The organism is Phytopseudomonas daroniae, from assembly GCF_004327285.1.
GTDB lineage: Bacteria > Pseudomonadota > Gammaproteobacteria > Pseudomonadales > Pseudomonadaceae > Aquipseudomonas > Aquipseudomonas daroniae.
Genome location: NZ_QJUI01000002.1, coordinates 42,901 through 65,667, shown reverse-complemented (window position 1 = coordinate 65,667; position 22,767 = coordinate 42,901). Strand labels below are relative to the sequence as shown.

At 60.4% G+C, this 22,767-nt stretch carries 21 protein-coding genes, 1 tRNA gene and 1 pseudogene; 11 read left to right on the top strand and 12 right to left on the bottom strand.

Annotated features, from left to right (window positions below; translation table 11 throughout):
• Positions 1 to 22 precede the first annotated feature (22 nt).
• Positions 23 to 736, bottom strand: coding sequence for a 4'-phosphopantetheinyl transferase family protein (locus DNK06_RS02095; RefSeq protein ID WP_242674639.1), 714 nt, complete (start codon positions 734 to 736; stop codon positions 23 to 25).
• Positions 737 to 766: 30 nt separating this feature from the next.
• Positions 767 to 874, bottom strand: a pseudogene (locus DNK06_RS02090) (NapC/NirT family cytochrome c); the annotation flags it as partial.
• Positions 875 to 1,079: 205 nt separating this feature from the next.
• On the opposite strand from DNK06_RS02090, the gene DNK06_RS02085 reads away from it, so the two are divergent.
• From DNK06_RS02085 to DNK06_RS02065, 5 genes are all read left to right on the top strand, one after another.
• The gene (locus DNK06_RS02085) at positions 1,080 to 1,688 is read left to right on the top strand and encodes an outer membrane protein (protein ID WP_131178400.1); all 609 of its coding nucleotides are present in this window, start codon (positions 1,080 to 1,082) and stop codon (positions 1,686 to 1,688) included.
• 171 nt (positions 1,689 to 1,859) lie between these two features.
• Positions 1,860 to 2,537: a response regulator gene (locus DNK06_RS02080; RefSeq protein ID WP_131178399.1), complete on the top strand. Its 678-nt coding sequence runs from the start codon at positions 1,860 to 1,862 to the stop codon at positions 2,535 to 2,537.
• Positions 2,534 to 3,904 (top strand): ATP-binding protein, encoded by a 1,371-nt coding sequence (locus DNK06_RS02075; protein WP_131178398.1) that lies wholly within the window; start codon positions 2,534 to 2,536, stop codon positions 3,902 to 3,904. The genes DNK06_RS02080 and DNK06_RS02075 overlap by 4 nt, the downstream gene beginning before the upstream one ends.
• A gap of 291 nt (positions 3,905 to 4,195) precedes the next feature.
• Positions 4,196 to 5,524, top strand: coding sequence for a dicarboxylate/amino acid:cation symporter (locus DNK06_RS02070; RefSeq protein ID WP_131178397.1), 1,329 nt, complete (start codon positions 4,196 to 4,198; stop codon positions 5,522 to 5,524).
• A gap of 300 nt (positions 5,525 to 5,824) precedes the next feature.
• Positions 5,825 to 6,412 carry a helix-turn-helix domain-containing protein gene (locus DNK06_RS02065; RefSeq protein ID WP_131178396.1) on the top strand — a complete coding sequence of 196 codons (588 nt, stop codon included), beginning with the start codon at positions 5,825 to 5,827 and terminating at the stop codon, positions 6,410 to 6,412.
• Here the strand turns inward: DNK06_RS02065 and DNK06_RS02060 are convergent, their stop codons facing one another.
• The 6 genes from DNK06_RS02060 to DNK06_RS02035 all read right to left on the bottom strand — a co-directional run bounded on the left by DNK06_RS02060 (position 6,413) and on the right by DNK06_RS02035 (position 14,112).
• Complete coding sequence (locus DNK06_RS02060; protein ID WP_131178395.1) at positions 6,413 to 7,930, bottom strand: leucyl aminopeptidase; 1,518 nt, start codon at positions 7,928 to 7,930, stop codon at positions 6,413 to 6,415.
• The gene (locus DNK06_RS02055; protein ID WP_131178394.1) at positions 7,927 to 8,901 is read right to left on the bottom strand and encodes a dipeptidase; all 975 of its coding nucleotides are present in this window, start codon (positions 8,899 to 8,901) and stop codon (positions 7,927 to 7,929) included. The genes DNK06_RS02060 and DNK06_RS02055 overlap by 4 nt, the downstream gene beginning before the upstream one ends.
• Complete coding sequence (locus DNK06_RS02050; RefSeq protein WP_131178393.1) at positions 8,898 to 10,214, bottom strand: serine hydrolase domain-containing protein; 1,317 nt, start codon at positions 10,212 to 10,214, stop codon at positions 8,898 to 8,900. Before DNK06_RS02050 ends, DNK06_RS02055 begins: the two co-directional genes overlap by 4 nt.
• Before the next feature lie 43 nt (positions 10,215 to 10,257).
• Positions 10,258 to 11,187 (bottom strand): bifunctional Delta(1)-pyrroline-2-carboxylate/Delta(1)-piperideine-2-carboxylate reductase, encoded by a 930-nt coding sequence (gene lhpI / locus DNK06_RS02045; protein WP_131178392.1) that lies wholly within the window; start codon positions 11,185 to 11,187, stop codon positions 10,258 to 10,260.
• 374 nt (positions 11,188 to 11,561) lie between these two features.
• Positions 11,562 to 12,608 carry a porin gene (locus DNK06_RS02040; protein ID WP_165493598.1) on the bottom strand — a complete coding sequence of 349 codons (1,047 nt, stop codon included), beginning with the start codon at positions 12,606 to 12,608 and terminating at the stop codon, positions 11,562 to 11,564.
• Between the two features lie 70 nt (positions 12,609 to 12,678).
• Complete coding sequence (locus DNK06_RS02035) at positions 12,679 to 14,112, bottom strand: MFS transporter (protein ID WP_131178390.1); 1,434 nt, start codon at positions 14,110 to 14,112, stop codon at positions 12,679 to 12,681.
• Between DNK06_RS02035 and DNK06_RS02030 the strand changes: the two genes are divergently transcribed.
• On the top strand, positions 14,104 to 14,475 hold the full coding sequence (locus DNK06_RS02030) for a hypothetical protein (RefSeq protein ID WP_131178389.1): 372 nt from the start codon (positions 14,104 to 14,106) through the stop codon (positions 14,473 to 14,475). The genes DNK06_RS02035 and DNK06_RS02030 overlap by 9 nt on opposite strands.
• Positions 14,476 to 14,663: 188 nt before the next feature.
• Here the strand turns inward: DNK06_RS02030 and DNK06_RS02025 are convergent.
• The 3 genes from DNK06_RS02025 to mobA form a co-directional block, all read right to left on the bottom strand.
• A tRNA-Pro gene (locus DNK06_RS02025) sits at positions 14,664 to 14,740 on the bottom strand.
• Between the two features lie 107 nt (positions 14,741 to 14,847).
• A complete protein-coding gene (locus tag DNK06_RS02020; protein ID WP_131178388.1) occupies positions 14,848 to 15,069 on the bottom strand; it encodes a YgdI/YgdR family lipoprotein in 222 nt (73 codons plus the stop codon).
• A gap of 109 nt (positions 15,070 to 15,178) precedes the next feature.
• Positions 15,179 to 15,751 carry a molybdenum cofactor guanylyltransferase MobA gene (gene mobA, locus DNK06_RS02015; protein WP_131178387.1) on the bottom strand — a complete coding sequence of 191 codons (573 nt, stop codon included), beginning with the start codon at positions 15,749 to 15,751 and terminating at the stop codon, positions 15,179 to 15,181.
• A gap of 68 nt (positions 15,752 to 15,819) precedes the next feature.
• Between mobA and moaB the strand changes: the two genes are divergently transcribed.
• The 5 genes from moaB (at position 15,820) to DNK06_RS01990 (ending at position 20,501) form a co-directional block, all read left to right on the top strand.
• Positions 15,820 to 16,359: a molybdenum cofactor biosynthesis protein B gene (gene moaB / locus DNK06_RS02010; protein WP_131178386.1), complete on the top strand. Its 540-nt coding sequence runs from the start codon at positions 15,820 to 15,822 to the stop codon at positions 16,357 to 16,359.
• Positions 16,356 to 17,567 carry a molybdopterin molybdotransferase MoeA gene (locus DNK06_RS02005; protein ID WP_131178385.1) on the top strand — a complete coding sequence of 404 codons (1,212 nt, stop codon included), beginning with the start codon at positions 16,356 to 16,358 and terminating at the stop codon, positions 17,565 to 17,567. Before moaB ends, DNK06_RS02005 begins: the two co-directional genes overlap by 4 nt.
• 106 nt (positions 17,568 to 17,673) lie before the next feature.
• Positions 17,674 to 18,570, top strand: a complete 897-nt coding sequence (yegS, locus tag DNK06_RS02000; protein ID WP_131178384.1) for a lipid kinase YegS — start codon at positions 17,674 to 17,676, stop codon at positions 18,568 to 18,570.
• 139 nt (positions 18,571 to 18,709) lie between these two features.
• A complete protein-coding gene (locus DNK06_RS01995) occupies positions 18,710 to 19,639 on the top strand; it encodes a chemotaxis protein CheV (RefSeq protein WP_131178383.1) in 930 nt (309 codons plus the stop codon).
• 61 nt (positions 19,640 to 19,700) lie between these two features.
• The gene (locus tag DNK06_RS01990; RefSeq protein WP_131178382.1) at positions 19,701 to 20,501 is read left to right on the top strand and encodes an MOSC domain-containing protein; all 801 of its coding nucleotides are present in this window, start codon (positions 19,701 to 19,703) and stop codon (positions 20,499 to 20,501) included.
• A 158-nt stretch (positions 20,502 to 20,659) separates the two neighbouring features.
• Here DNK06_RS01990 and DNK06_RS01985 read toward each other — a convergent pair whose 3' ends face one another.
• Positions 20,660 to 22,585: a transglycosylase SLT domain-containing protein gene (locus DNK06_RS01985; protein WP_131178381.1), complete on the bottom strand. Its 1,926-nt coding sequence runs from the start codon at positions 22,583 to 22,585 to the stop codon at positions 20,660 to 20,662.
• Positions 22,586 to 22,767: the final 182 nt, after the last annotated feature.

Below are 22,767 nucleotides of genomic sequence, written 5' to 3'. Positions count from 1 at the left end.
GTCGTCCACCCTACTCAGTGCTTCAGGCCGGGACGGCCACCAGGCTGAGCAACCGCTGTTCCTGGTCGACATACAGCCCGCTCAGTTCGCTGCCGGCTGGCCACTCTTCGCTCAGCTCGATCAGCAAGCGTAGGCGCGCGCTGCCTTGATCGGGGTCGAGGTCGAGCAGCTCGGCATCCTGAAAATAGAAGTGCTTGTGCACCAGCGGGTAGAGCGCCTTGAACAGGCTTTCCTTGAGCGAGAAGGTCAGGCTGATGTGTAGCGCCCGCTGTTCGGCTGTCTGGCCGTGCAGGCGCTGTAGTTCACCGGGTGTGAGGATTTCCGTTGCCAGACCTTCCGCGCGCTTGCTCGCCAGCAGGTGTTCGGCGTCCAGGCCCAGGCCGCGCCAGTGCGAGCGCGGGGCCACGATGGCCGCCGCCCAGCCGTGGCTATGGGTGATGGAGCCGCTGACTTGAGCGGGCCACTGTGGGGAGCGGTCAGCGCCTACCGCAGGCACGCTGGCGATACCGGTCACCTGGCGCAGCGCCTCGCGGGCACAGAATCGCCCGGCCAGGTGTTCCGCCTGGCGCTTGGCGACGCCGCGCACCTCGGGCACGCCGACGGTGGCGAAATCCGTAGGTGCCAACTGCGCGGGGTCGAAATACGTGCTGATCAGCCGTGCGCCTGGCAATAGACGGGCAAAGGGCCAGGCGTCGCTCAAGGCGCCGCAACAGAGTGGGAGGTCGGTATCGATCATGGCCGGCATTCTGCCGCGCCAGCCAGGCGCTTACCAGCCGTGTACGCCGCTCATGTCGGGCAGCTTGTGGGCGATGCCCTTATGGCAGTCGATACAGGTGGCCTCGCCAGTGGCCAGGGCCGTGGAGTGCATTATCGGTGATCGGGTTGCTAGTCTCACTGGCCTTCAGGGTATTGATCCGAGTCAATGTCCGGGCGGTTTTTCCGGGGCAGGCGGCGGAAACAGGGCAGTGGGCGAGTTGTTCAGGGGTGGTTCAGAAAGGGTTCAGGCAGGGTTCAGTCGACACCGGGCAGGATGACTCTCGAGTTTTTCATCAACCCACTGCCATTCGAGAGGCATCTCCATGAACGCGACTCTTACCAAGCTGGCTCTGGCTACTTCCCTGGTGTTCGGCGCCGCGACCGCCGCCCATGCCGCCGACAATTTCGCCGGCCTGACCTGGGGCCAGACCAGCAACAACATCCAGAAGTCTTCGGCGCTGAACGCCAATCTGGGTAACCCGAACTTCGACAGCGTCATCAACAACACCAGCACCTGGGGTGTTCGTGCCGGTCAACAGACTGACGCTGGTCGTTACTACGGCACCTACGAGTACATCTCGGGCAGCAACAAAGGCCTCAAGCTGCGCCAGCAGAACCTGCTCGGCAGCTACGACGCCTTCCTGCCCCTGAACGAGAACGGCACCAAGCTGTTCGGTGGTGGCACCCTGGGCCTGGTCAAGCTGGAGCAGAACAGCCCGGGTGTCTCGCGTGACACCAATGTCGGGTATGCTGCCGGTCTGCAGGCTGGTTTGCTGCAGGACGTCAACGAGAATGCCTCCGTCGAAGGTGGCTATCGTTACCTGCGCACCAACGCCAGCACCGAGTTCGCCCCGCACGAGCAGGGCAAGGTCGGTTCCCTCGACCTGCATAGCAGCGGTCAGTGGTATCTGGGTGCCAACTACAAGTTCTAAATCACCGTACGCTCTCAGCATCGAGCGACACCAGTCGCTCGATGCGAGCCGGTAACAGCGACAACAAGCTTCAAGCTGTAGGTTGAAGCCGAATCGAGCACCGTTGCTTCTGGCTTGTCGCTTGTCGCTTGAAGCTTGCGGCTTGAAGCTTATGTTGGAGGGCATGCAACGATGAAATTGCTGGTCGTGGAGGATGAGGCGCTGCTGCGTCATCATCTCTATACCCGACTCGGCGAGCAGGGCCACGTGGTGGACGCGGTCGCCAACGCCGAAGAGGCGCTGTATCGCGTCGATGAGTACCACCATGATCTGGCCGTGGTCGATCTCGGCCTGCCGGGCATCAGCGGGCTGGATCTGATTCGCCAGCTACGCAGCCGCGACAAGACCTTTCCCATTCTGATCCTCACTGCCCGTGGCAACTGGCAGGACAAGGTCGAAGGCCTGGCCTCCGGTGCCGACGACTATGTGGTCAAGCCATTCCAGTTCGAAGAGCTGGAGGCACGCCTCAACGCCTTGTTGCGCCGTTCCTCCGGCTTCATTCAGTCGACCATCGAGGCTGGCCCATTGCTGCTGGACATGAACCGCAAGCAGGCGCTCATCGATGGTGCCGGCATGGGCCTGACCGCCTACGAATACCGCATTCTCGAATACCTGATGCGCCACCACCAGCAAGTGGTGCCCAAGGAACGTCTGATCGAGCAACTCTATCCCGATGACGACGAGCGCGATCCCAATGTGATCGAGGTACTGGTCGGTCGTCTGCGCCGCAAGCTGGAAAGCAGCAACGGCTTCAAACCCATCGAAACGGTGCGTGGTCAGGGCTACCTGTTTACCGAGCGCTGCCGATGACGTCAGGCTTCAGGCGATTGCGAGACCGCTGGATTTCTTCCTTGCGTCTGCGTCTGATGCTTGGCAGCACTGTGCTTGCGGTGCTGTTCATGCTGGCACTGCTGCCGGCTTTACGTGGCGCCTTTCTGATTGCCCTGGAAAAATCCGTCGAGAAACGCCTGGCCGCTGACGCTGGCACGCTGATCTCCGCTGCCCGTACCGACGATGGCAAGCTGCGGATGCCGAGCAAGTTGCCCGACGAGGAATTCGATATTCCCGATGCGCAACTGCTGGGTTTCATTTATGACCGTGACGGGCACCTGGTCTGGAAATCACGCTCGGCGCGGGACATTTCCGTCTCCTACCTGCCGCGGTACGACGGCCGCGGTGACGAGCTGTTGCGAGTCTCGGATCGTCAGGGCCGCGAATTCTATATCTATGACGTGGAAATCAAGCTGCTGCGCGGACAGAACGCGGCCTTCAGCATCGTTACCATGCAGCCGGCCAGCGATACCCAGGCCCTGTACAACGATTTCATGAGCCAGCTCTATCTGTGGCTCGGCGGCGCCCTGTTATTGCTTCTCGGGCTACTGTGGTTCGGTCTGACCTGGGGTTTTCGCAGTTTGCGTGGGCTGCGCGAAGAGCTGGACGAAGTGGAGGGCGGCACTCGCGAGCGTCTGAGTGATGAGCATCCCCGCGAACTGCTGCGCCTGACCGGCTCGCTGAACCGCCTGCTGGACAGCGAACGCCAGCAGCGCGAGCGTTATCGCCATTCCCTGGACGACCTGGCGCATAGCCTGAAAACCCCACTTTCCGTATTGCAGGGGGCGGCCGAGGTCATCGCGACCCAGCCGGAAAGCCGTGAGCAGTCGCAGATCCTGCAGGGGCAGATCGAGCGCATGAGTCAGCAGATCGGCTATCAGTTGCAGCGCGCCAGCCTGCGCAAGAGCGGCCTGGTGCGTCACCGGGTGCCGTTGGTACGAGTGGTGGACAACCTCTGCGAGGCACTCGACAAGGTTTATCGTGGCAAGCAGGTAGCCGTACAACGGCAGTTCGATCCCTGGCTGGAAATTCCCATGGAGCGCGCGGCGCTGCTCGAATTGCTGGGCAACCTGCTGGAGAACGCCTACCGCCTGTGCCTGGGCCAGGTGCGGATTTCCGCCAGTATCGAAAACGGCGCCTGTCACCTGTGTGTCGAAGACGACGGCCCCGGCGTGCCAGTCGATCAGCGTGAGCGCATTCTGCGTCGTGGCGAACGCCTGGATGCCCAGCATCCCGGGCAAGGCATCGGCACCGCCGTGGTCAAGGACATCATCGAGAGCTACGACGGTGAGCTGTTTCTCGAGGAGTCCGAACTGGGTGGGGCGGCGTTTCGGGTACGCATTTAGAACACGTCCAGGCTTGTCTTTCGCTGTTGGGGGGAATCCGCCACGGTTGCCAGAGGTGCCGTGCGGAAAACCGCCAGACACTTCCGTCTGGAGTGTCTTTGTCTATTTTAATACACTGATTTAAAAGGGTTTATCCGAATATTTCTTGTGTGGCATGGCGCTTGCTTTTGCAGCGTCATGGTCGCGATGAGCGTGCCTATAACAAATCCCTCCAGGTAGGAGGGTTAGCGCCTAAACAAGAAAGGTGGTGCGGACGTCGAGGATGTCATTCCGTGCCCATGAGGATTCACCATGACTGCCACAACGAACGACGTTGTCCGTCAACCGTTCTACAAAATGCTCTATGTCCAGGTGCTGTTTGCCATCACCGTGGGCATCCTTCTCGGTCACTTCTATCCGGAAACGGGGGTTGCCCTCAAACCGCTCGGCGATGGCTTCGTCAAGCTGATCAAGATGGTCATCGCACCCATCATCTTCTGTACCGTCGTTAGTGGCATCGCCGGCATGCAGGACATGAAGGCAGTCGGTAAAACCGGCGGCTACGCGCTGTTGTACTTCGAGATCGTTTCCACCATCGCCCTGATCATCGGTCTGGTCGTGGTCAACGTGGTGCAGCCGGGCGCCGGCATGCACATCGATCCGAGCACGCTGGATGCCAGCAAAATCGCGGCCTATGCCCAGGCGGGTGAAGCGCAGAGCACCATCGGCTTCCTGCTCAACGTGATCCCGTCCACTGTGGTCGGTGCGTTCGCCAACGGCGACATCCTGCAGGTACTGTTCTTCTCGGTGATCTTCGCCTTCGCCCTGCAGCGCATGGGCGAGTTCGGCCGTCCGGTACTCGAGTTCATCGATCGTATCGCCCACGTGATGTTCGGCATCATCAACATGATCATGAAGCTCGCGCCCATCGGTGCCTTCGGCGCCATGGCCTTCACCATCGGTCAGTACGGTGTCGGCTCGCTGGTGCAGCTCGGTCAGTTGATGATCTGCTTCTACATCACCTGTGTGTTCTTCGTGCTCGTCGTTCTCGGTGGTATCGCCCGCGCTCATGGTTTCAGCGTGCTGCGCCTGATCCGTTACATCCGCGAAGAACTGATGATCGTGCTGGGTACTTCGTCGTCCGAATCGGCCCTGCCACGCATGCTGACCAAGATGGAAAAACTCGGTGCCAACAAGACGGTCGTCGGCCTGGTGATTCCTACCGGTTACTCCTTCAACCTCGACGGTACCTCGATCTACCTGACCATGGCTGCGGTATTCATCGCCCAGGCCACCGATACGCCGATGGATATCACTCACCAGATCACCCTGCTGCTGGTGCTGCTGGTCGCCTCCAAAGGTGCTGCGGGCGTTACCGGTAGTGGCTTCATCGTCCTGGCCGCCACGCTGTCGGCTGTCGGCCACCTGCCGGTCGCCGGCCTGGCGCTGATCCTGGGTATCGACCGCTTCATGTCCGAAGCCCGCGCCCTGACCAACCTGATCGGTAACGGCGTTGCCACCATCGTGGTCGCCAAGTGGTGTAAAGAGCTGGACGAAGACACCCTGCAGCGCGAACTGGCTTCCGGTGGTCGCCCGGACATCGTGACTGTCCCTGGCGACGCTGCTGGCAAGGTTTCCTGACAGCAGATGTCGTCGACCTCCCCGTCTAGGGGGAGGTCACCTGGCCCGCCCTTGTGGCGGGCTTTTTTATGGTTCCTCACGGATTACTGGGAAAGACGCTCAGCCGGATCAAGTTCTACAACACTCACTGATTCACTCATTGTTGAGTTGTCAATTACCGGTCGATTTCGAGAAGGCGACTACCTGAAATGCCTATCCGGGTATCCACTAAAACGTGATCACGACACAGGCGCTTCTGATATGTTTATTTTCCTTTTGGAAATATACTATTTCGACGAACACTTTCCGTAGGAAACTTCCTTGTCCAGCCTTGATACGAGCCTGTCGAACGAAGCGGCACTGGGGCGCAGGGTCAAAGCACTGCGCAAGAAAAGTCAGCTCACTCTGCAACAGACCAGTGCAATCACGGGTGTCGCGATCTCGACACTGTCGAAGATTGAGAACGGTCAGATGTCCCCCACGCTCGATGTCATTCTGAAACTTTCCAATGGGTTGCAGACAGATATCAATGATTTGCTCACTGACAAGGCGGCAACTCCGCCCACTGGCAGGAAAAGTATCGTTCGCAGGGGGGAGGGAGTCGTTCATCAAACGGATCAGCATATTTATGAGCTGCGGCATACCGATCTCAAACAGCGTCGAATGCATACTGCCATCGTCACTCTGAAGGCTCGAACAACAGAAAATTTCCCACAGGCGCTGAATATTCGAGGAGAGGAATTCGTATACGTTCTATCGGGTTCTGTCCGTGTGTATCTTGAGCATTACGAACCGGTAGATCTTGAAACCGGTGACAGCCTGTACTTCGATAGTCCGATGGGCCAGGCTGGTATTTCGACCAGCAAAAAGCCGGCTCAGGTTCTGTGGGTCTACTACGAAGATAAATGATCAGCCACGCGATGCACGGGCTCTCAGGTATTCAAAAAGCAGCGGTATCGTTCGCCCGGTGGCTTCGGACTCCTTGCCGGATATCCAGGCTGTGCCGGCTATGTCCAGATGAGCCCAGCTCAACCCTTCGGTGAACTCATTGAGGAACATCGCCCCGGTGATGCTTGAGGGTGAGCCTTTCCGGTAATTCGCTAGATCGGCGTTACGGCTTAGCAGAGGCTCCCGGTAGGCCTTGTCCAACGGCAAACGCCAGATCAGGTCTGCGCTTGAGTCGGCGGCATGCAGCAGCTCTGCCGCCAGCGTTTCATCATTGGCGAACAGGCCACTGCGGTGATGCCCGAGCGCCGCGATCACCCCGCCGGTAAGGGTTGCCACATCGATGACGGCAGAGGGAGCGAAACGGTGAGCATAGGTCAGTGCGTCACAGAGTATGAGGCGTCCCTCGGCATCGGTATTGAGAATTTCTACCGTCTTGCCAGACAACGTGGTGATGACATCCCCGGGGCGACAAGCCTTTCCGCTGGGCATGTTTTCACAGGCGGGAATCAGGGCGACGACATTGATCGATAGTTTTGCCAAGGCCGCTGCACGCATCACGCCGATGACGATCCCCGCACCGGCCATGTCGAACTTCATGTCCTCCTGAGCACTCGACGGCTTTATTGAAAGACCTCCGCTGTCAAAGGTCACACCTTTGCCAATCAGCACGACCGGCGAGGTGGAGGGTGCTGTACCCGTGTATTGCATGATGATGAAACGGGGCGGGACGCATGCTCCCTGAGCGACCGCCAGCAGGCCACCCATGCCAAGAGTCTCGATATCTTCCTGTGCCAGCACCTCGCAGCTCAAGGCTTGGCCTTGCAGGGCCTGGGCACGTTCTGCCAGCACCGCTGGAGTGCAATGGTTGGGAGGCAGGTTACTCAGATCCTGAGCCACCCTCATGCCTTCGATGCAGTGAAGGGCGTTATCCAACGCAAGAGAATGTTCTGCCGAGACCACCTGACCTGATACCAGGACGTTGTGCAGGGCTGCATCATCCACTTGGGTCGTCTGGCCACTTATCTTGGGTGGAATGTACGTCGCTCTATGAAGGGAAAAGGCAATCTCGCGGAGCTTGTCTTGTAACGACAAGCTCTGCCCGAAACTGTCCAGTATCCAGTAGGCTCGGCGACATCCTGACTCGAGCAGCGCAGCCGCCAGTAGCTGGGTGGCTGCCCGAAGCGCCTCCATGTCGAATTCGGCGTATCGACCCAGCCCGGCCAGAATGTAGCGCCTCGCAGGAGTCAGGACATCCCTGGCTCGTCCGGGCTTCAGCCCTGTCACACCCGCATTGATCAATACCTCCGACGAAGAGTTCGGCAGAAAGTACGACTTATCGAGTATCTGGTCTTCAAAGACACCCAAGACAATACAGTCGGTTTTTACCTGGTAGTCCTGGAGATCCATAGTCAAAGAAGAAAGCAGTTCTACAGTGGGTATGTGCATGACGCTGTCCTGATCCTTAAAGAAATTGTTCATTTCCAGACTTGTTCGGCAATACGCGTCCAGTTTCCGCCGAGCACTTTTGCCAGGGACGCCGAGTCGTAGCCGCGCGCCGAAAGATGCTCGGCAAGTTGTGGGATATCGGCGGGCGACAACATCTCGCGGAGCTGCTCATACCCACCCTCGGCTGGGAAGGTCTTGTCCCGAGACGCGAGGTACTCTTCCAGCTCGCGTATGTCGAATACATGATCCAAACCCAGACCGACATGGTCGATACCCACCCGTTGCACTACGTGGTCGATGTGCTCGGCCAGGGTTTTTGTGAGCTGTTCTTTCGTACCCAGGAACAGACCAATGCCGGAAAGGCCGATAACGCCTCCGCGTCTTGCACAGGCGAGAATCGCTTCGTCGCTGATGTTGCGCGGGTGAGCGTGGACAGCACGTACATTCGAGTGTGAAAAGATCACTGGATGGGGCGAGGTATCGATAATGCTCAGCGCGCTGACAGGGCCAGCATGCGAGGCACAGACCACCATGCCGACGCGTGCCATTTCTTCGATCAAGGCTTTACCGGCCGTAGTCAGCCCGGTATCCGTATCGTGGCAGCCACCGGCGTAACGATTATTCCGGTTATAGGTCAGCAGCATCCAGCGCACGCCGAGTTCGTAATAGAGCGACAGCATTTCCAGGCTGCCACTGATGGCATCGGCGCCTTCGATATCGAAAACGATGGCGAGGCGCCCTTGGGCGTGTGCTCGTCTGATGTCATCGACGCTTCTGGCCAGGCAATAGTCTTCGGAACGCATGGAAAGCCACTGGCGGAATGTAGCCAGCATCCGCATGGCCTTTTCGATGTCATCGTCGCCGAAGGCCACATTGATCGACAGCACCGATACACCTGCAGCGCGGACGGCGGCCAGCCTTTCCATGTAGCTTGTATCACCCGGCCGCAAAGGCATGCATCCATGGTTGTCCCATATCAGCGGTCTGCTGACAGCGGCGTTCATGCCGGGGCCTGCGCTTGATCGGGCACACGGTACAGGGCACGTAATGCGAAGTGGATAAGTGAAGGACGCTCCTCGTCGCTGGCCGTCATGAACACGACATCTACCACCATTGCATCGAAGTCCATGCAGAAGTTCAGGTCGTACAGGTGCTGCAGCGGTATGAACTGACCATCCATGGGATTTGTCATCAGCAACAAGCCGTTCTCCTGGCGTATCTCCACCTCCATGGTCTCGCTCTTGTATCGCCCGACAAGCCGGGTAAGGTCGTGAGGAGGCACGCTCTGCGGTTCGCGCTCCGGTGTGCCCGGATCCTTGCCAAAATAGTGTTTGACCAGGCTTTGGCCCATGCGGGTACCGAAGGGAGAGTTGGTCAGCACGGCGCAGGTCATGTCTTGCCTCGGGCAGGCGGCAACAATGACCGAGGTTCCGCCGAAGTGGCCATAGACCGGTGCCGACGTCCGCTCGCCAGTGAGCAGCGACCAGCCGAGGCACCAGTGACTGCCGATCAGGCCGGCGCCCGGCACCTTTGCCTGGGGCGTGAGCATCTGCTCCACCATCGACGGCGAAAGCAGGCGGGTGCCGTTGCCGGGAACCGTACCGGTCATGATCGCAGCGGCAATCAGGGCAGCGTCTTGCGCCGTTCCCTGCAACCGCCCCCCGGCGGCATCGAACCCCATCCCCGTGTCGGGCCAGAGAGCGCCCTCGCGCAGCTCACGGGTTTCCTGGCAAAAATAATATTCCTGGGCTTCGAAGGCCGCTGTCTCCACGCCGTTGGTGATCGAGTCGATGCCGAGTGGCTGCAACCACTCGCGCCTCAACAGTTCCACCCAGTCCAGGCCGCTGATGCGCTCGACCAGCCGCCCGAGCACGACATAACCTGGGTTTGAATAGGAAAACAGTCTGCCTGGCTCGCTGCAAAGCCCGACTTTCACCACCTGAGCAATAACTTCATCGGGCGTCTTGGCGTAATGCCAGAGATCGATCAGGCCTCCGGTGTGGCTCAACAAGTGGCGAACAGTGACATCCGCAAGGGTGAACTCGGGTAGGTGGCGAGATACTTCGTCGTCGAGAGCAAGCAGACCCTTGTCGACCAACTGACATACCAGTGCGGCGACCAGTACCTTGGTGAAAGAGCCATAACGGAATCGTGTGCGTTCTTCGACGTTCTCCCGGCCAGCGGACAGGTTGCGATCATGGAAGGCCGACTCTAGTCGTTCCCCTCTGGCGACACTGACAACTACGCCTGGCAAGGGCAGTGTCTGGCGAGCCAGTATCTGGTCCACGAAGGTTTGGAGCTCTTTTGAATGCATCATCTTTACGTCTCTTGGGAATTGAACCCGTGGGAGGAGGCCTCTCTCAGCACAGGCGTTGGTAAGCAGCAACGGCTGTAACCAGGTCGGCAAGGGCGTGACCAACGGCCTTGAAGACCGTAATCTCGTCGGCGTTGTCTCGCCCACGAGTCGAGCCTGTGCAGAGCTGCTGCAGCGACCCTCTGATGGCGCTCTCGGTCATGAAACTGGCCAACGGTTGAACCAGGTCACCGGACTCGGTCAGTGCTATGTAGGTGTCGACGAACACCTGGCCACGGCGCATGACCTCGTCATCGGCCTCACGCATCCGTGGTGTGAAGCTGCCTATCAGGTCGACATGCGTACCGGCCTTCAGCCAGGCGCCCGCCACGATCGGCGCGCACGCGAGCGTGGCGGTTGAAACGACATCGGCCCAGGCCAGCTCCGCTTCGATGGAGCGGGCAACCTCGGCATCGAACCCTTCGTCGCGCAGCTCGGTGACCAGCCGTCGGGATTGGGCTGGATCGATGTCCCAGACCCGCACGGCGGAGATTTCGCGAACCTGCCGGTGGGCCTGGGGAACCAGAGAGCCCACGCGTCCGGCGCCTACCAGCAGCAGGTTCCTGGCATCTTTACGGGCGAGAAAATCCGCACCCAGGGCGGATGCCGCGGCCGTTCTCCGGGACGTGATGACGTTGCCATCGAACGCGGCCAGCGGCTCGCCCGTTTCACGGCAAGAGAGGATATAGGTGGAGTGCAAGGCGGAAAGGCCGCGAGCGCGGTTGCCGGGTGTGACCAGAACGGTTTTCACCCCGAAATAGCGGCTGTTCCACGCTGGCATGATCAGTGCCGTACCCGCCTCTCCCGTGGCGGCTCCCAGCTCATAATGGGGCCGGGGTGGAACCTCGCAGGGCAAGTCGTACATATGCCGCTGCGCGTCGATGAGGCTCTTCCAGTCCAGGTGTTTTGCAAGGGTCTGGGCGTCATGGAATTTCATGCTGTGGTCTCCAATGCGTAGTCTGGTTTGTCGAATCGTTCGGGGCACGGCGCGTCCAGTTCGCAGGAAGGAGTACGCCTCTGAATCAGGTTTGCCACGATTCCCAAGGTCGCCCCCGCCAGCGTCACCAGCATTTGCGCCCGGCGCCAGTCAGGTACCCTGGTCGTGCCGAACTCGACAGTCCCGGCGTCCCTCATTCCTCTCTGCATGGGCTGGCACACGAAGCCTCGGCCGAGGTGCTGAGAATCGATCGGGACGACCTGGCGACCGGCAAGCCGCAGCCGCAACGCTGTAGCGAAACTGATGGCTCCGGCGCCTATGACGGCAACTCCGCAGTGGGTATGCATGCTCTTTTCCTAGGTCTGCTGGGAGGATCAGCGATAGATGTAGGTCATGCCCACACTCAAGGATGTCTGCGACTGGCCCGGTAACGGCGTATCGACGCCGTTGACGGCGAAGCTCGAATGTCCGCCATTGACCATGTAGGCCGCGGAGCCCCAGATGCTCAGGTGCTTGCTCGCGGCGTACTCCAGCAGCCCGGCGAGCATGCTGGCCTCACCGAGCTGACGGGCATCGGTCTGGTAAAGGGACGCTGATGCTGCCCAGGTCGGACTCATCCTGTAGCGCCCGCCAAACCAGGCGTGGCCGGCCCGTTTCGGGGCACCAACGGGGGCACCCCTGGCCTCGAGTTGGGAGTAGCCGGCGAGTAGCGTCAAGTCGTCGAGTTGCCACGAGCCCGCCAAGTAGCTGAATCGGGAATACCCGAAAAGGAGGTCGAGATCGCCGTCAGGGGAATACTGCTCATCCATCCCCGCCTGCACTGAGATGTCACCCCGGGTGTAGGTCAGGGTTGCTCCGTAGGTCTTCTTGACATCGAAGAGCATCCCCCTGGCATGCTGCTCGGTGCTGTACTGGAATCGGGCCCTGAATGGGCCTATCTCGGGACTGTCATAGCTCAGGGCATGGCCAACGAAGGGCTGGTCGCGAAAGTACAACTGCGAGCTGCTGCTGACCAGGCGCCCCATCAGAGGGTCGTAGTCCAAGGCCCAGCAACTGATCCCATAATCCTGACCATAGCGGACGATCCCCAGTGGGGAGCGATAGCCCACCAGCGCCACCCTGAGATAGCGCTTGTCCAGTCCTGTCTTGATATCGCCATCCTCTTTCCTGATGGCTTGCTCGTACTGGACGAACAGCTCCTGATCATCGAGAAAGCTATAGTTGGCCTTGGCTCCCCAGCGGCTGGCATAGCTGCTGTTCACGCGAACCGTGCCGCGGTTCCCTGAACCGCCGTCCTTGTGGGCGGCATTCGATACGTTGTTGTACGACAGGTCGAGAATGGTATAAGGCGACACGCTGAAATCGGCCCATGCGGATGCAGGCAGACCCAGCATGGCCAGTATGCTGATCAATTTCTTCATCGTATTCTCCATGTGCCAAAGCACAGGACAGGTTTGATCTGGAGGGGAAAGGTCGAACGTGTAGGGCGCTTCAGTTAGCCCCGTCAGGTACCTGCGAGCGAACCTCGTCTGCGGCTGAAGTCGGGAAGCAAATGGCTGCCAGAACGGCCAGCGCCCCTATGCCCATCGCGATGAATAACGCCCATTGATAGCCCACGAACGCCGTGGTGCCGCTGGACGTGTCGGTCGCGACCCCCAGCATCGTGACGCTCAGCTGTGCGCCAGTGGTGGCCCCGATATTGCGGATCACGTACATCAACCCGCTGATTCCGGCGGCTCGGTCAATGCTGACGGTGCGTACGACAACACTCAGCATTTCCGACAATGCGAGCACGGTGCCCAGGCCAATCAACGTCATTGCGATGAGAACCTGTGTTCGGCTGCTATCCATAAGCGCAAGCAGCAGCAACCCGAGCACAAGTGCCAGCATCCCCAGAATCATGACCAGGCGAGGGTTGGTCAGGCGCTCAAGACGACTCACCAGCGGCGCGATGGCACTGGAGGCGATACCGAACGGCACCAGATACATGCCAATCTGTTCGACCGTCGCGCCTAGACCGTATCCACCGGCCGGATCCGCCTGCACAAACAAAGGCACTAGCACGTAGGCGGAAAGCGAACAGAATCCGACCGCGAAGGCGATGAAGGCGCTGATGTATACGCGGCGATCCTGAAGCAGAGTCAGATCTACCAGCGGACAGGATGTCCGCTTTTCGTGAGCGACCCAAAGCGACATGCCAACCGCGAAGACTGCGAATAGTCCAAGCACCGGAAAAGCCGTCCAGCCTTCGTCGGGCGCCAGCGTCAGGGCGAGCAGCAACCCGCTCAGGCTGACTGCCAGGAGAAAGCCTCCAAGCCAGTCCACCTGTTTATCGCCGTGACTGGCAGGTTGCAGATCGCTTCCTTGCTGCAGAACGACCATCACTAGTGTGCAGCCGATCAAGGCGAGCAACGGCAGCCAGTAGATGGCCTGGTAACCGAAGTTCGCCACCAAGGTGCCAGCTATCAGCAACCCGAGCAGCGTGCTCAGGCAGATGGCAACCATCACCATTCCCACTCCAAACGATGCGCGATCCCTCGGCATCAGTTCCTTGACCAAACCAAGACACAGAGGAACCAAGCCGAATCCGACTCCCTGTAGTGCCTGTCCGATAGCGAGAAAGGTGATCGAGTCGGCCAATGCGGCAAGAACCACACCGAGTGAGGCGATTGTCATTACCCCACAGAATACCCAGCGTTTTTCGTAAAGATCCGCCAATCTGCCAATGAGGGCGGTCGAGACGGCGCCGGATAGCAGCAGGCCAGTGAATACCCAGCCAACCTGAGTCGGGGTGATGTTCAACTCGGCACGAATGCTGGGTAACGCGGGAGCAATCATGCTTTCGAGCAAGGAAAACACGAAGAGTCCGAAGATTGCGGTAGTGAGGGTAAGTCTGTTCCGAATCGAGTCGGTTGTATGGGTCATAGCTCTTACTCTGCATTGGAATTGGATTTATCGGGCAGTAGTAAAATCACCAGCACTTCGACGGTGCTGAATAGCGCAGTTACGGTAGCAACGCCGCTTTGCCGCTTTTTTATTAGGGGTAGGAGTTCGGCCCACCAACATCTTTTGGCGTATCCAGAGCTGATCAGGCTCTACGCCAAATGCATGGCAGAGAACAGCAAGCTCCAACCATGGCGTGCTGTTTATACTACCTATATTTTTCCTAAAGGAAAATATTTTCTTAAAGGATATTTTAATGGTGCTGAAAACCATGGTTTCGCTTTCGTGCAGACAAGGGAGGAGGGGAGAGGGGTACTGCCCGACTCGATGGTCTATCCCCGCTGAGTGGGCACTGATTGAAGGTAAATGGCGGGCACTCGGCGGGCACGCTTTGATGAATCGAGCGTTCCGAGTGCGCAGAGATGCATGTGGCTGCAGGAAGAAGAAGGTGGGATGACAAACAAAAAAACCGGCCACAGGGGCCGGTTTTCTTGGGGTTTCGAGACATGCTAGGACATGTTGAAACTATAAGGTGGTCGGAGAGACAGGATTCGAACCTGCGACCTTCTCGTCCCGAACGAGACGCGCTACCAAGCTGCGCTACACTCCGAATGCGCCGAATTGTACTGAAAAAGTTTTGCAGCACAAGGGGTTAGCGCAAAATTTTTAATCGGGGCGCAGCGTCTGGCGCGTACGCCCACGAAGGGTCAAAGGCGCTTACAGCTCTTTGACGGTGCGAACCTGATCCTTGTTGACCTTGGTGCGCTTGCCATCCAGCTGTTCGAACTCATAGAAGCCGGTGTCGTCATCGAAGTCAGGGCGATCCACGGTCTGGATTTCCCGGCCATCGTTCAGGGTGATCACCGACGGCGTGGAACAGCCGGCCAGGGTAACCAGGCCGAACGCGAGTAGGAATGCAGCGATAGTCCGTTGCTTCATGGAATGTCTCCTTAAATCGAAGCTGAATGATTACTTTGGCTAAGACGGGCGCATCGAGCCCAAGTTCACCTTATTTATCCACTCGGCCGGCTTGTGTCGCAAGTCCGCTCTATTGAAGAAGCTGCGGTGAATTGACGTTGCTCAGGCGCGGGTCGTCTGACGCACAGATCAGCGCCACGGGGTGATGATCCTGCAGCCAGCGTTGTGTGCTGCGCTGACCCGCCTGCCAGGCCTGCTCCAGAGAGGGCAGCAGGCCGCGTGGAATGACTGCGAACAGTGGCTCCCAGTGGCCGTCACGTTTTGCCATGACCGGGTGTTCGCCGGCCAGCGCCAGCAGGTCGTCGAGCAGTGCTCGGTCGACGTTGGGAGCGTCGCAGGGAAGCACCAGCAGATGAGAGTGGCGAGCGATCTGCAGCGCAGCGCGGATACCGGCCAGAGGGCCTGGATAGTCGTTGCTGTCGTCGCCCACCAGACGGTCGGCGTAAGGCGCATAAGTCTCATGGTTACGGTTGCAGGAGATGATCAGGTCGTCGGTCAGCGGCCGTACCTGGTCGTGCAGCCATGCGATCATTGGTCGCTCCTGCCACTGCACCAGCCCCTTGTCGCGCCCGCCCATACGCTGGCCACGCCCGCCTGCGAGCAGCACCACCGAGAGGCTTTGGGACGGGGCAGGGGTAGGCATGGCAGGGTCTCCGGCGGTGGTGCTGTGGTATAACACCGGCCATTGTTCACGACAACTGGAAGCCTGCCATGAGCCACAAGGCCGATGCGCCATTCGTGCCCCTGAATATCGCCGTTCTTACCGTCAGTGATACCCGCACGCTGGAAACCGATACCTCCGGGCAATTGTTCGTCGACCGCCTGAAAGCGGCCGGTCACAGTCTCGCCGAGCGGGTGCTGCTCAAGGACGACCTGTACAAGATCCGCGCCCAGGTCGCCACCTGGATCGCCGAAGACGTGGTGCAGGTCGTGCTGATCACCGGCGGCACTGGCTTCACCGGACGCGACAGCACGCCGGAAGCGGTGGCCTGTCTGCTGGATAAACAGGTCGATGGTTTCGGCGAACTGTTCCGGCAGATCTCCACCGCCGATATCGGCACTTCGACCATCCAGTCCCGGGCACTGGCCGGCCTGGCCAATGGCACACTGGTGTGTTGCCTGCCGGGCTCTACCAATGCCTGTCGCACCGGCTGGGACGGCATCCTGGCCGAGCAGCTCGATGCCCGTCATCGCCCCTGCAATTTCGTGCCGCACCTCAAGCTTGCTGCTCCCTGCGAGAGCCGCGGATGAGCGAGCAGCATTCGCCGTTGATGCCGGTGGAACAGGCGCTGATTCGCCTGCTGGAGCTGGCCGAGTCAATGCCGATCGAGGGCCAGGAACTCGTCGACCTGGCCGACGCTGACGGCCGAGTGCTGGCTGAACCGATGATCGCCGGTCTCGATCTGCCGCCCTGGCCGAACAGCGCCATGGATGGCTATGCGTTGCGTCTGTCCGATTGGCAGGGCGAGGCGCTGCCCGTCAGCCAGCGTATCTTTGCCGGCACCGCGCCCGAGGCGCTGGAACCGGGCAGTTGCGCGCGGATTTTCACTGGCGCGCCGGTTCCGCTCGGCGCCGATACCGTGGAGATGCAGGAAAACGTCAGCCTTGGCGATGATGGTCGCGTGCATTTCAATCAGCCCCTGAACGTTGGTCAGAACATCCGTCCCCAGGGGCAGGAAAACCGCAAGGGTGAAACCCTCCTGGCAGCCGGTACGCGTCTGGGGCCGGTCGAGCTGGGCCTGGCCGCTTCCATTGGCCTGGCGCAATTGCCGGTTCGCCGCAAGCCACGGGTGGCGGTGCTCTCCACCGGCGACGAACTGCTCGAACCGGGCCAGCCGCTGGGCGCCGGGCAGATCTACAACAGCAATCGCTATCTGCTGGTCGCCTGGCTGCGGCGCCTGGGTTGCGAGGTCGTCGATGGCGGCATCCTGGCTGATGATCTGGAGCGCACGCGCGAGGCCCTGGGGGCGTTACAGGATGTCGACCTGATTCTCTCCACCGGCGGCGTGTCGGTGGGCGAGGCGGATTTTCTCGGTATCGCCCTGCGCGAGGCTGGTGAGCTGGCCTTGTGGAAGCTGGCGATCAAGCCTGGCAAGCCGCTCACGGTTGGCGAGTTCCGTGGTTGCCCGGTGATCGGCCTGCCGGGGAACCCTGCGTCCACCTTGGTAACCTTTGCTCTCCTGGCACGGCCTTATCTGCTCCGCCGGCTCGGCGTGCAGAAGGTCGAGCCGCTGAGCTTCGCGGTGCTGGCCGGCTTCGCCTGGACGAAACCGGGCAAGCGTCGTGAGTACCTGCGGGCGCGACTGGAAAACGGGCGCGTCGTGCCTTATTCGAACCAGAGTTCGGGTGTGTTGCGCAGCGCTGCATGGGCCGAAGGACTGGCGGAAGTGCTGGAAGGCACGACTCTGGAAGAAGGCGATAGCCTGCGCTTCATTCCAATGAGTGAGCTGCTCGGCTGAAGCGTGACGTCGATAGTCGGTGAGCAGGTGACGGCAGGCGTGATTATCTCCCCTGCACGCTGTCTGTATGGGCAGTGTCGTTTTCAATCCCGTTTTCGGAGCCGTTATGCAAGAGCGTAAAGCGCTGCTGATCCTTCATGGCAAGCAGTCCCTCAACGAAGAAGTACGTGCTGCGGTCAAGACCCAGCGCGAGCGCGGCTGGGATCTGGCCGTGCGCCTGACCTGGGAGGAGGGCGATTCCCAGCGTCTGGTAGCGGAAGCCTTGCAGGCGGGCTATCGGACGCTGATCGCTGGCGGTGGCGACGGCACTCTGCGAGATGTCGCCGAAGCGATGGCCAAGGCCGAGACGGATGCCAGCCTGGCATTGCTGCCGCTGGGAACCGCCAATGACTTCGCCAGTGCTGCCGGTATTCCGGTTACGCCTGCCGGCGCGTTGGCGCTGCTCGACACACCAGCGCAGCCGATCGATATGGGCGAAGTCGACGGCCAACTGTTCCTCAATATGGCTACTGGCGGCTTTGGCTCCAACATTACTGCCAATACCTCCGAGGATCTCAAACGGGTGCTGGGTGGCACGGCCTATATGCTCACCGGGCTGACCCGCTTCGCCGAAGTACGCTCGGCGTTCGGTCGCTTCAAAGGCCCGGACTTCCAGTGGGAAGGCGAGTTTCTCGCTCTGGGGATCGGCAACGGGCGGCAGGCCGGCGGCGGTCATGTGCTGTGTCCGCGCGCACGGGTCAACGACGGTTTGCTGGACGTGTGCATTGTCCCGGCCGCGTCCGATGTGGTCGGCACGCTCGGCACTCTGTTCTCCGGCGGGCTGAAAGGTATCGAGGGCGTATCGGTCAGCGCTCGACTGCCCTGGCTGGAGATTGAAGCCCCCGAAGGGCTGGATCTGAACCTCGACGGCGAGCCGCGTGAAGGGCGCAGCATGCGTTTCGCTGCACGGCCACAGGCGTTGCGTGTGCATCTGCCGCAACAGTCGCCTTTGCTGCACGACTAGCAGGTCGTTTTACAACGGCGTGGAGACGCTGGTTTCCCGCTGGCCGCTGGTGCACGATGGCATTGCGCCATGCTGCCTTCAGTAATGTCACGACTGGCCGATAACTTCACATGAACATCACGCCTCACAGGAGCGAATAATGGCCGGTATTCTCGACACCGTTGATCAACGGACACAGCTGGTGGGCGAGAACCGCCTGGAAATCCTGATGTTCCGCCTGGCTGGCCGGCAGTTGTTCGCGATCAACGTGTTCAAGGTGCAGGAAGTGCTGCAGATGCCCAAGCTGACGCTGATGCCGCACCGGCATCGTTTCGTCTGTGGGGTGATCCATCTGCGTGGCCAGACCCTGCCGGTCATCGACCTGTCCCAGGCTATCGGCATGCGGCCGATCGTTCCCGATGAGCGCAGCACCATAATAGTCACCGAATACAATCGTTCGGTTCAGGCGTTTCTGGTCGGCGGTATCGACCGCATTCTCAACCTCAACTGGGAATCCATCCTGCCGCCGCCTGGTGGAGCAGGGCGCCACCACTATCTGACGGCCATCACCAAGGTCGATGAGCAACTGGTGGAAATCATCGACGTGGAGAAGGTGCTGGCCGAGATAGTGCCTTACGACACACGCATTTCCAGTGATCGTCTGGCCGATCCGCTGCTGGAGAAAGCCCGCGGTCGTGAAGTGCTGCTGGTCGATGATTCCAGCGTGGCCCTGTCGCAGCTGCGCGATACCCTCTCGCAGCTCGGTATGAAAATGCATATAGCCACCGATGGCCTCAAAGCCCTGCGCATGCTCAAGGCCTGGGCCGATTCCGGGCAGGTGATGACCGACAAGCTGCTGATGATCTTCACCGACGCCGAAATGCCGGAAATGGACGGCTATCGCCTGACCACCGAGATTCGCCAGGATCCGCGTCTGCGCGATCTCTACGTGGTACTGCATACGTCGCTATCCGGCAGCTTCAACGACGCCATGGTGAAGAAAGTGGGTTGTGACAATTTCCTCTCGAAATTCCAGCCCGACAAACTGGTCGATGTGATTCGCGAGCGTCTGGCGCTAGACGAACACTGACTTGAGCCACGGCGGCGGTTTGCGTATAACCGCCGTTTCGCTCAAGTCAGGACGCCGAGCCATGCACCTTTCTTCGCTTTATCGCTTTCCCCTCAAGTCCGCCATCGGCGAGTCGCTACCCAGCCTGCAGCTCGACGGCCTGGGTGTGGTCGGTGATCGCCGCTGGATGCTGGCGGACGCGGAGAACGGGCGCTTCCTGACGCAGCGTACCTTTCCTCGCATGAGCGGCCTGCAGGCGCGCTGGAATCAGGTCGGCGGCCTGACCCTCGAGGCACCTGACAGGCCTTCTCTCGATGTCGCGCTGCCGGATCCCGACGAGGCGCTGCGTGGGGTGATCATCTGGCGCGACAGCATGCGGGTGCCGGATGCCGGCGACGAGGCCGCGGCCTGGGTCAGTGAATTCATGGGCAAGCCCTGTCGCCTGGTTCACGTGCCGGCGGAGCGTGCGCGCTATATCGAAGGCAATGTGACGGGCGACGAGAAAGTTGGTTTTGCCGACGGCTTTCCGCTGCTGCTGATTGGCCAGGCTTCGCTGGACGATCTGGTCGCACGGGTTGGCCGGCCGCTGGAAATGCTGCGTTTTCGCCCCAACCTGGTGGTGCAGGGCAGTGAGCCCTATGCCGAGGACAGCTGGAAGCGCATTCGTATCGGCGGTGTCGAGTTCACGGTCGCCAAGGGTTGCTCGCGCTGCATCATTACCACCATCGATCCGCAGACCGGGGAGCGCAGTACGGATCGCGAACCCCTGACCACCTTGCGCAGCTACCGCCAGCGCGAGGGCGAGATTCTCTTCGGGCAGAACCTGATCAATCACGGCAGCGGCGAATTGCTGGTCGGGATGCCGGTCGAGGTGCTGGCGTAGGTTGATGGTTCGCCAGTCATTCCTGATGTAGCCCGGGTCGAGCGTAGCGACACCCGGGAGAGATTGCCCCTGGGTATCGCTCTGCTCAACCTAAGCTATGGGCGCGGGAGCGATGCGCGCTCTTTCTTGCCGCTTGAGGCTTGCAGCTTGCCGCTGCTTCACTGGTCGAAATAGCGTTCGTGCCAACCCACCAGCGGTTGTGGTGCATTGAGCTTGTCGCCGTAGATCACCGCGTAGGACAGCACGTTCTGCACGTACTGGCGGGTTTCATTGAACGGGATGTTCTCTACCCACACGTCGTAGGACAGGTGATCGGCGTCACGTAGCCACTGGCGAACGCGGCCTGGGCCGGCGTTGTAAGCGGCCGACGCCAGTACCCGGTTGCCGTTGAACTGGCCGTAGATCTGGCTCAGGTAGGCAGTGCCCAGTTGAATATTGATGGTTGGCAGCAGCGCATTATTGGGGTTGCTCAGAGGGATGCCGAACTTGCGTGCGGTCTCCTTGGCGGTGGCGGGCATGACCTGCATCAGCCCCATGGCACCGGCGTGGGACTTGGCATCGGCCATGAAACCGCTTTCCTGGCGGGTGATGGCGAACACCCAGCTGGAATTCAGGCCGCGCTTCTTCGCTTCGGCGGTCAGTGGTTCACGATGGGCCATCGGGAAGCGCACATCGAGATCGTCCCAGTATTTCGCCAGGCTGATGGTACGGATGGCCGGGAAATACCATTCCATGTCGTAGGCCAGGCGGGCCTGGGCCACTAGCTCGTCACGGTCGAAGTGGCGGCTGGCGTGGTACCACTCGCGGCGGCCATCGACGATTTGCCCACGATCATGAAACTCCATCGCACGACGGATGCCGGGTGCGCTGCGCACCTTTTTCATCACGTCGGCGTTGAGCGGCAGTGGCGCGTTTTTCAGGTGATAAGGTTCCTTGACCTGATCGGCAGCCATGAACCCGTAGAAATCGCGTTCCTTGGCCAGGCTCTGGAACAGGGGCTGGGCGGCCTTGCCGTTGGGTTGCGCCAACTGCAGGCTGCGCGCCTGCCAGTAGCGCCAGCGGTTGGTGCTGGCGAGGGATTCGGGCATGCGCTGGATCAGCTTGTAGGCCTCGTCCCAGCGGCCCAGGCGCAGTAGCAGGCGCGCGCGCCACTCGCTGACCGTGTCGTCACGCAGGTTGGGGTCGTATTTGGCCATCACGTCGAGGGCGCGGGGGTCGAAGCGCCGCGCCAGGGTCAGGCCGATTTCGTTGGCGATGGAGACCTTTTCCTGGTCGGAGAAGTGCATGCGCTGGGAATAGCCTTCGAGCAGGCTCAGTGCCTGCTCCGGATCCTGGCGGGCGAGACGGCGCAGACCGAGGCTGACTACATCGCCCATGGCATCGTCTGCCGGTGCGAAACGGGCTGTCTGAGTGAGAATCTGTGGCTTCTGCCCCACTTCCACGAGTAGTTTGCCGTGGTTGCCGAGGGTTGAAAGACCTTTGCTCAGGAACGTGGCCAGGCCGTAATTACGCGCTTCGGCTGCCAGTTTGGTGCGCTGCCAGCGGCGTTGTTCGGTCAGTTGGCCCTCGGCTGCCCAGCGGTCGAACAAACGATCACAGGCTTCAGGTTGCGATTTGCCAACCAGCCAGAGTTTCTCGGCGCTGGCATAGCCTTCGGCGGTCTGGCCCTGGTTGAGCTGGCGCTGGCCGTTGAGGCAGTCGAGTTCGGTGAAGTTGAGCTCCGGATCGTAATACTTGGCGAAGGTCTGCCATTCGCCGCGCTCGGCCAGCCAGCGCAGCCAGCGCAACTTCATCCAATTGGCCTGAGGCAGATCGCCATGCGCAGCGAGGAAGGCTTCGATCTCGTCGTTGCTGGCCCACTTCAGACGCGCGGTAAGTTCTTCATACGCCAGATAAGGCGTCAGCGGATAGTCGCGCAGGGCGCTGGCGTAGCGCTGATAAGGGCCTTTGTCGCCCTTCGCAAGAGCGGCCTTGGCCTCATCGTAATATTGGCGTTGCTGGGTCAGGCTCGCCGCCTGGCTCAGGGTTGCCGTGGTGGCGCAAAGAATCAGGCAGGACAGCAGGCTGGGCAAACGACAGCGCATGGCACTTCCGGGGGATCATCTCGTGAGCGGGCGCGATCTGGCTGATGCCGGTCGCTCGATGCGCCCTTGGGGCGGTTGCCGTTCAGCGCAGCAGATTCCGGGTGCGTTGACGACAACGGGCGTTAGCTTAGCCTTTTGCCCGCTTGACGCGAAAGGGCCGCTGCGCCCCGGCGCATGTCTGT

What these genes read in the sequence shown, in the direction of transcription:
- lhpI (WP_131178392.1), bottom strand. Translation starts at nt 11,187, where the DNA reads ATGAAATTCCATGACGCCCAGACCCTTGCAAAACACCTGGACTGGAAG.
- DNK06_RS01995 (WP_131178383.1), top strand. Translation starts at nt 18,710, where the DNA reads ATGGCCGGTATTCTCGACACCGTTGATCAACGGACACAGCTGGTGGGC.
- mobA (WP_131178387.1), bottom strand. Translation starts at nt 15,751, where the DNA reads ATGCCTACCCCTGCCCCGTCCCAAAGCCTCTCGGTGGTGCTGCTCGCA.
- DNK06_RS02005 (WP_131178385.1), top strand. Translation starts at nt 16,356, where the DNA reads ATGAGCGAGCAGCATTCGCCGTTGATGCCGGTGGAACAGGCGCTGATT.
- DNK06_RS01985 (WP_131178381.1), bottom strand. Translation starts at nt 22,585, where the DNA reads ATGCGCTGTCGTTTGCCCAGCCTGCTGTCCTGCCTGATTCTTTGCGCC.
- yegS (WP_131178384.1), top strand. Translation starts at nt 17,674, where the DNA reads ATGCAAGAGCGTAAAGCGCTGCTGATCCTTCATGGCAAGCAGTCCCTC.
- DNK06_RS02095 (WP_242674639.1), bottom strand. Translation starts at nt 736, where the DNA reads ATGATCGATACCGACCTCCCACTCTGTTGCGGCGCCTTGAGCGACGCC.
- DNK06_RS02040 (WP_165493598.1), bottom strand. Translation starts at nt 12,608, where the DNA reads ATGAAGAAATTGATCAGCATACTGGCCATGCTGGGTCTGCCTGCATCC.
- DNK06_RS02075 (WP_131178398.1), top strand. Translation starts at nt 2,534, where the DNA reads ATGACGTCAGGCTTCAGGCGATTGCGAGACCGCTGGATTTCTTCCTTG.
- DNK06_RS02085 (WP_131178400.1), top strand. Translation starts at nt 1,080, where the DNA reads ATGAACGCGACTCTTACCAAGCTGGCTCTGGCTACTTCCCTGGTGTTC.
- DNK06_RS02055 (WP_131178394.1), bottom strand. Translation starts at nt 8,901, where the DNA reads ATGAACGCCGCTGTCAGCAGACCGCTGATATGGGACAACCATGGATGC.
- DNK06_RS02060 (WP_131178395.1), bottom strand. Translation starts at nt 7,930, where the DNA reads ATGAACAATTTCTTTAAGGATCAGGACAGCGTCATGCACATACCCACT.
- DNK06_RS02080 (WP_131178399.1), top strand. Translation starts at nt 1,860, where the DNA reads ATGAAATTGCTGGTCGTGGAGGATGAGGCGCTGCTGCGTCATCATCTC.
- DNK06_RS02070 (WP_131178397.1), top strand. Translation starts at nt 4,196, where the DNA reads ATGACTGCCACAACGAACGACGTTGTCCGTCAACCGTTCTACAAAATG.
- moaB (WP_131178386.1), top strand. Translation starts at nt 15,820, where the DNA reads ATGAGCCACAAGGCCGATGCGCCATTCGTGCCCCTGAATATCGCCGTT.
- DNK06_RS01990 (WP_131178382.1), top strand. Translation starts at nt 19,701, where the DNA reads ATGCACCTTTCTTCGCTTTATCGCTTTCCCCTCAAGTCCGCCATCGGC.
- DNK06_RS02020 (WP_131178388.1), bottom strand. Translation starts at nt 15,069, where the DNA reads ATGAAGCAACGGACTATCGCTGCATTCCTACTCGCGTTCGGCCTGGTT.
- DNK06_RS02035 (WP_131178390.1), bottom strand. Translation starts at nt 14,112, where the DNA reads ATGACCCATACAACCGACTCGATTCGGAACAGACTTACCCTCACTACC.
- DNK06_RS02030 (WP_131178389.1), top strand. Translation starts at nt 14,104, where the DNA reads ATGGGTCATAGCTCTTACTCTGCATTGGAATTGGATTTATCGGGCAGT.
- DNK06_RS02050 (WP_131178393.1), bottom strand. Translation starts at nt 10,214, where the DNA reads ATGATGCATTCAAAAGAGCTCCAAACCTTCGTGGACCAGATACTGGCT.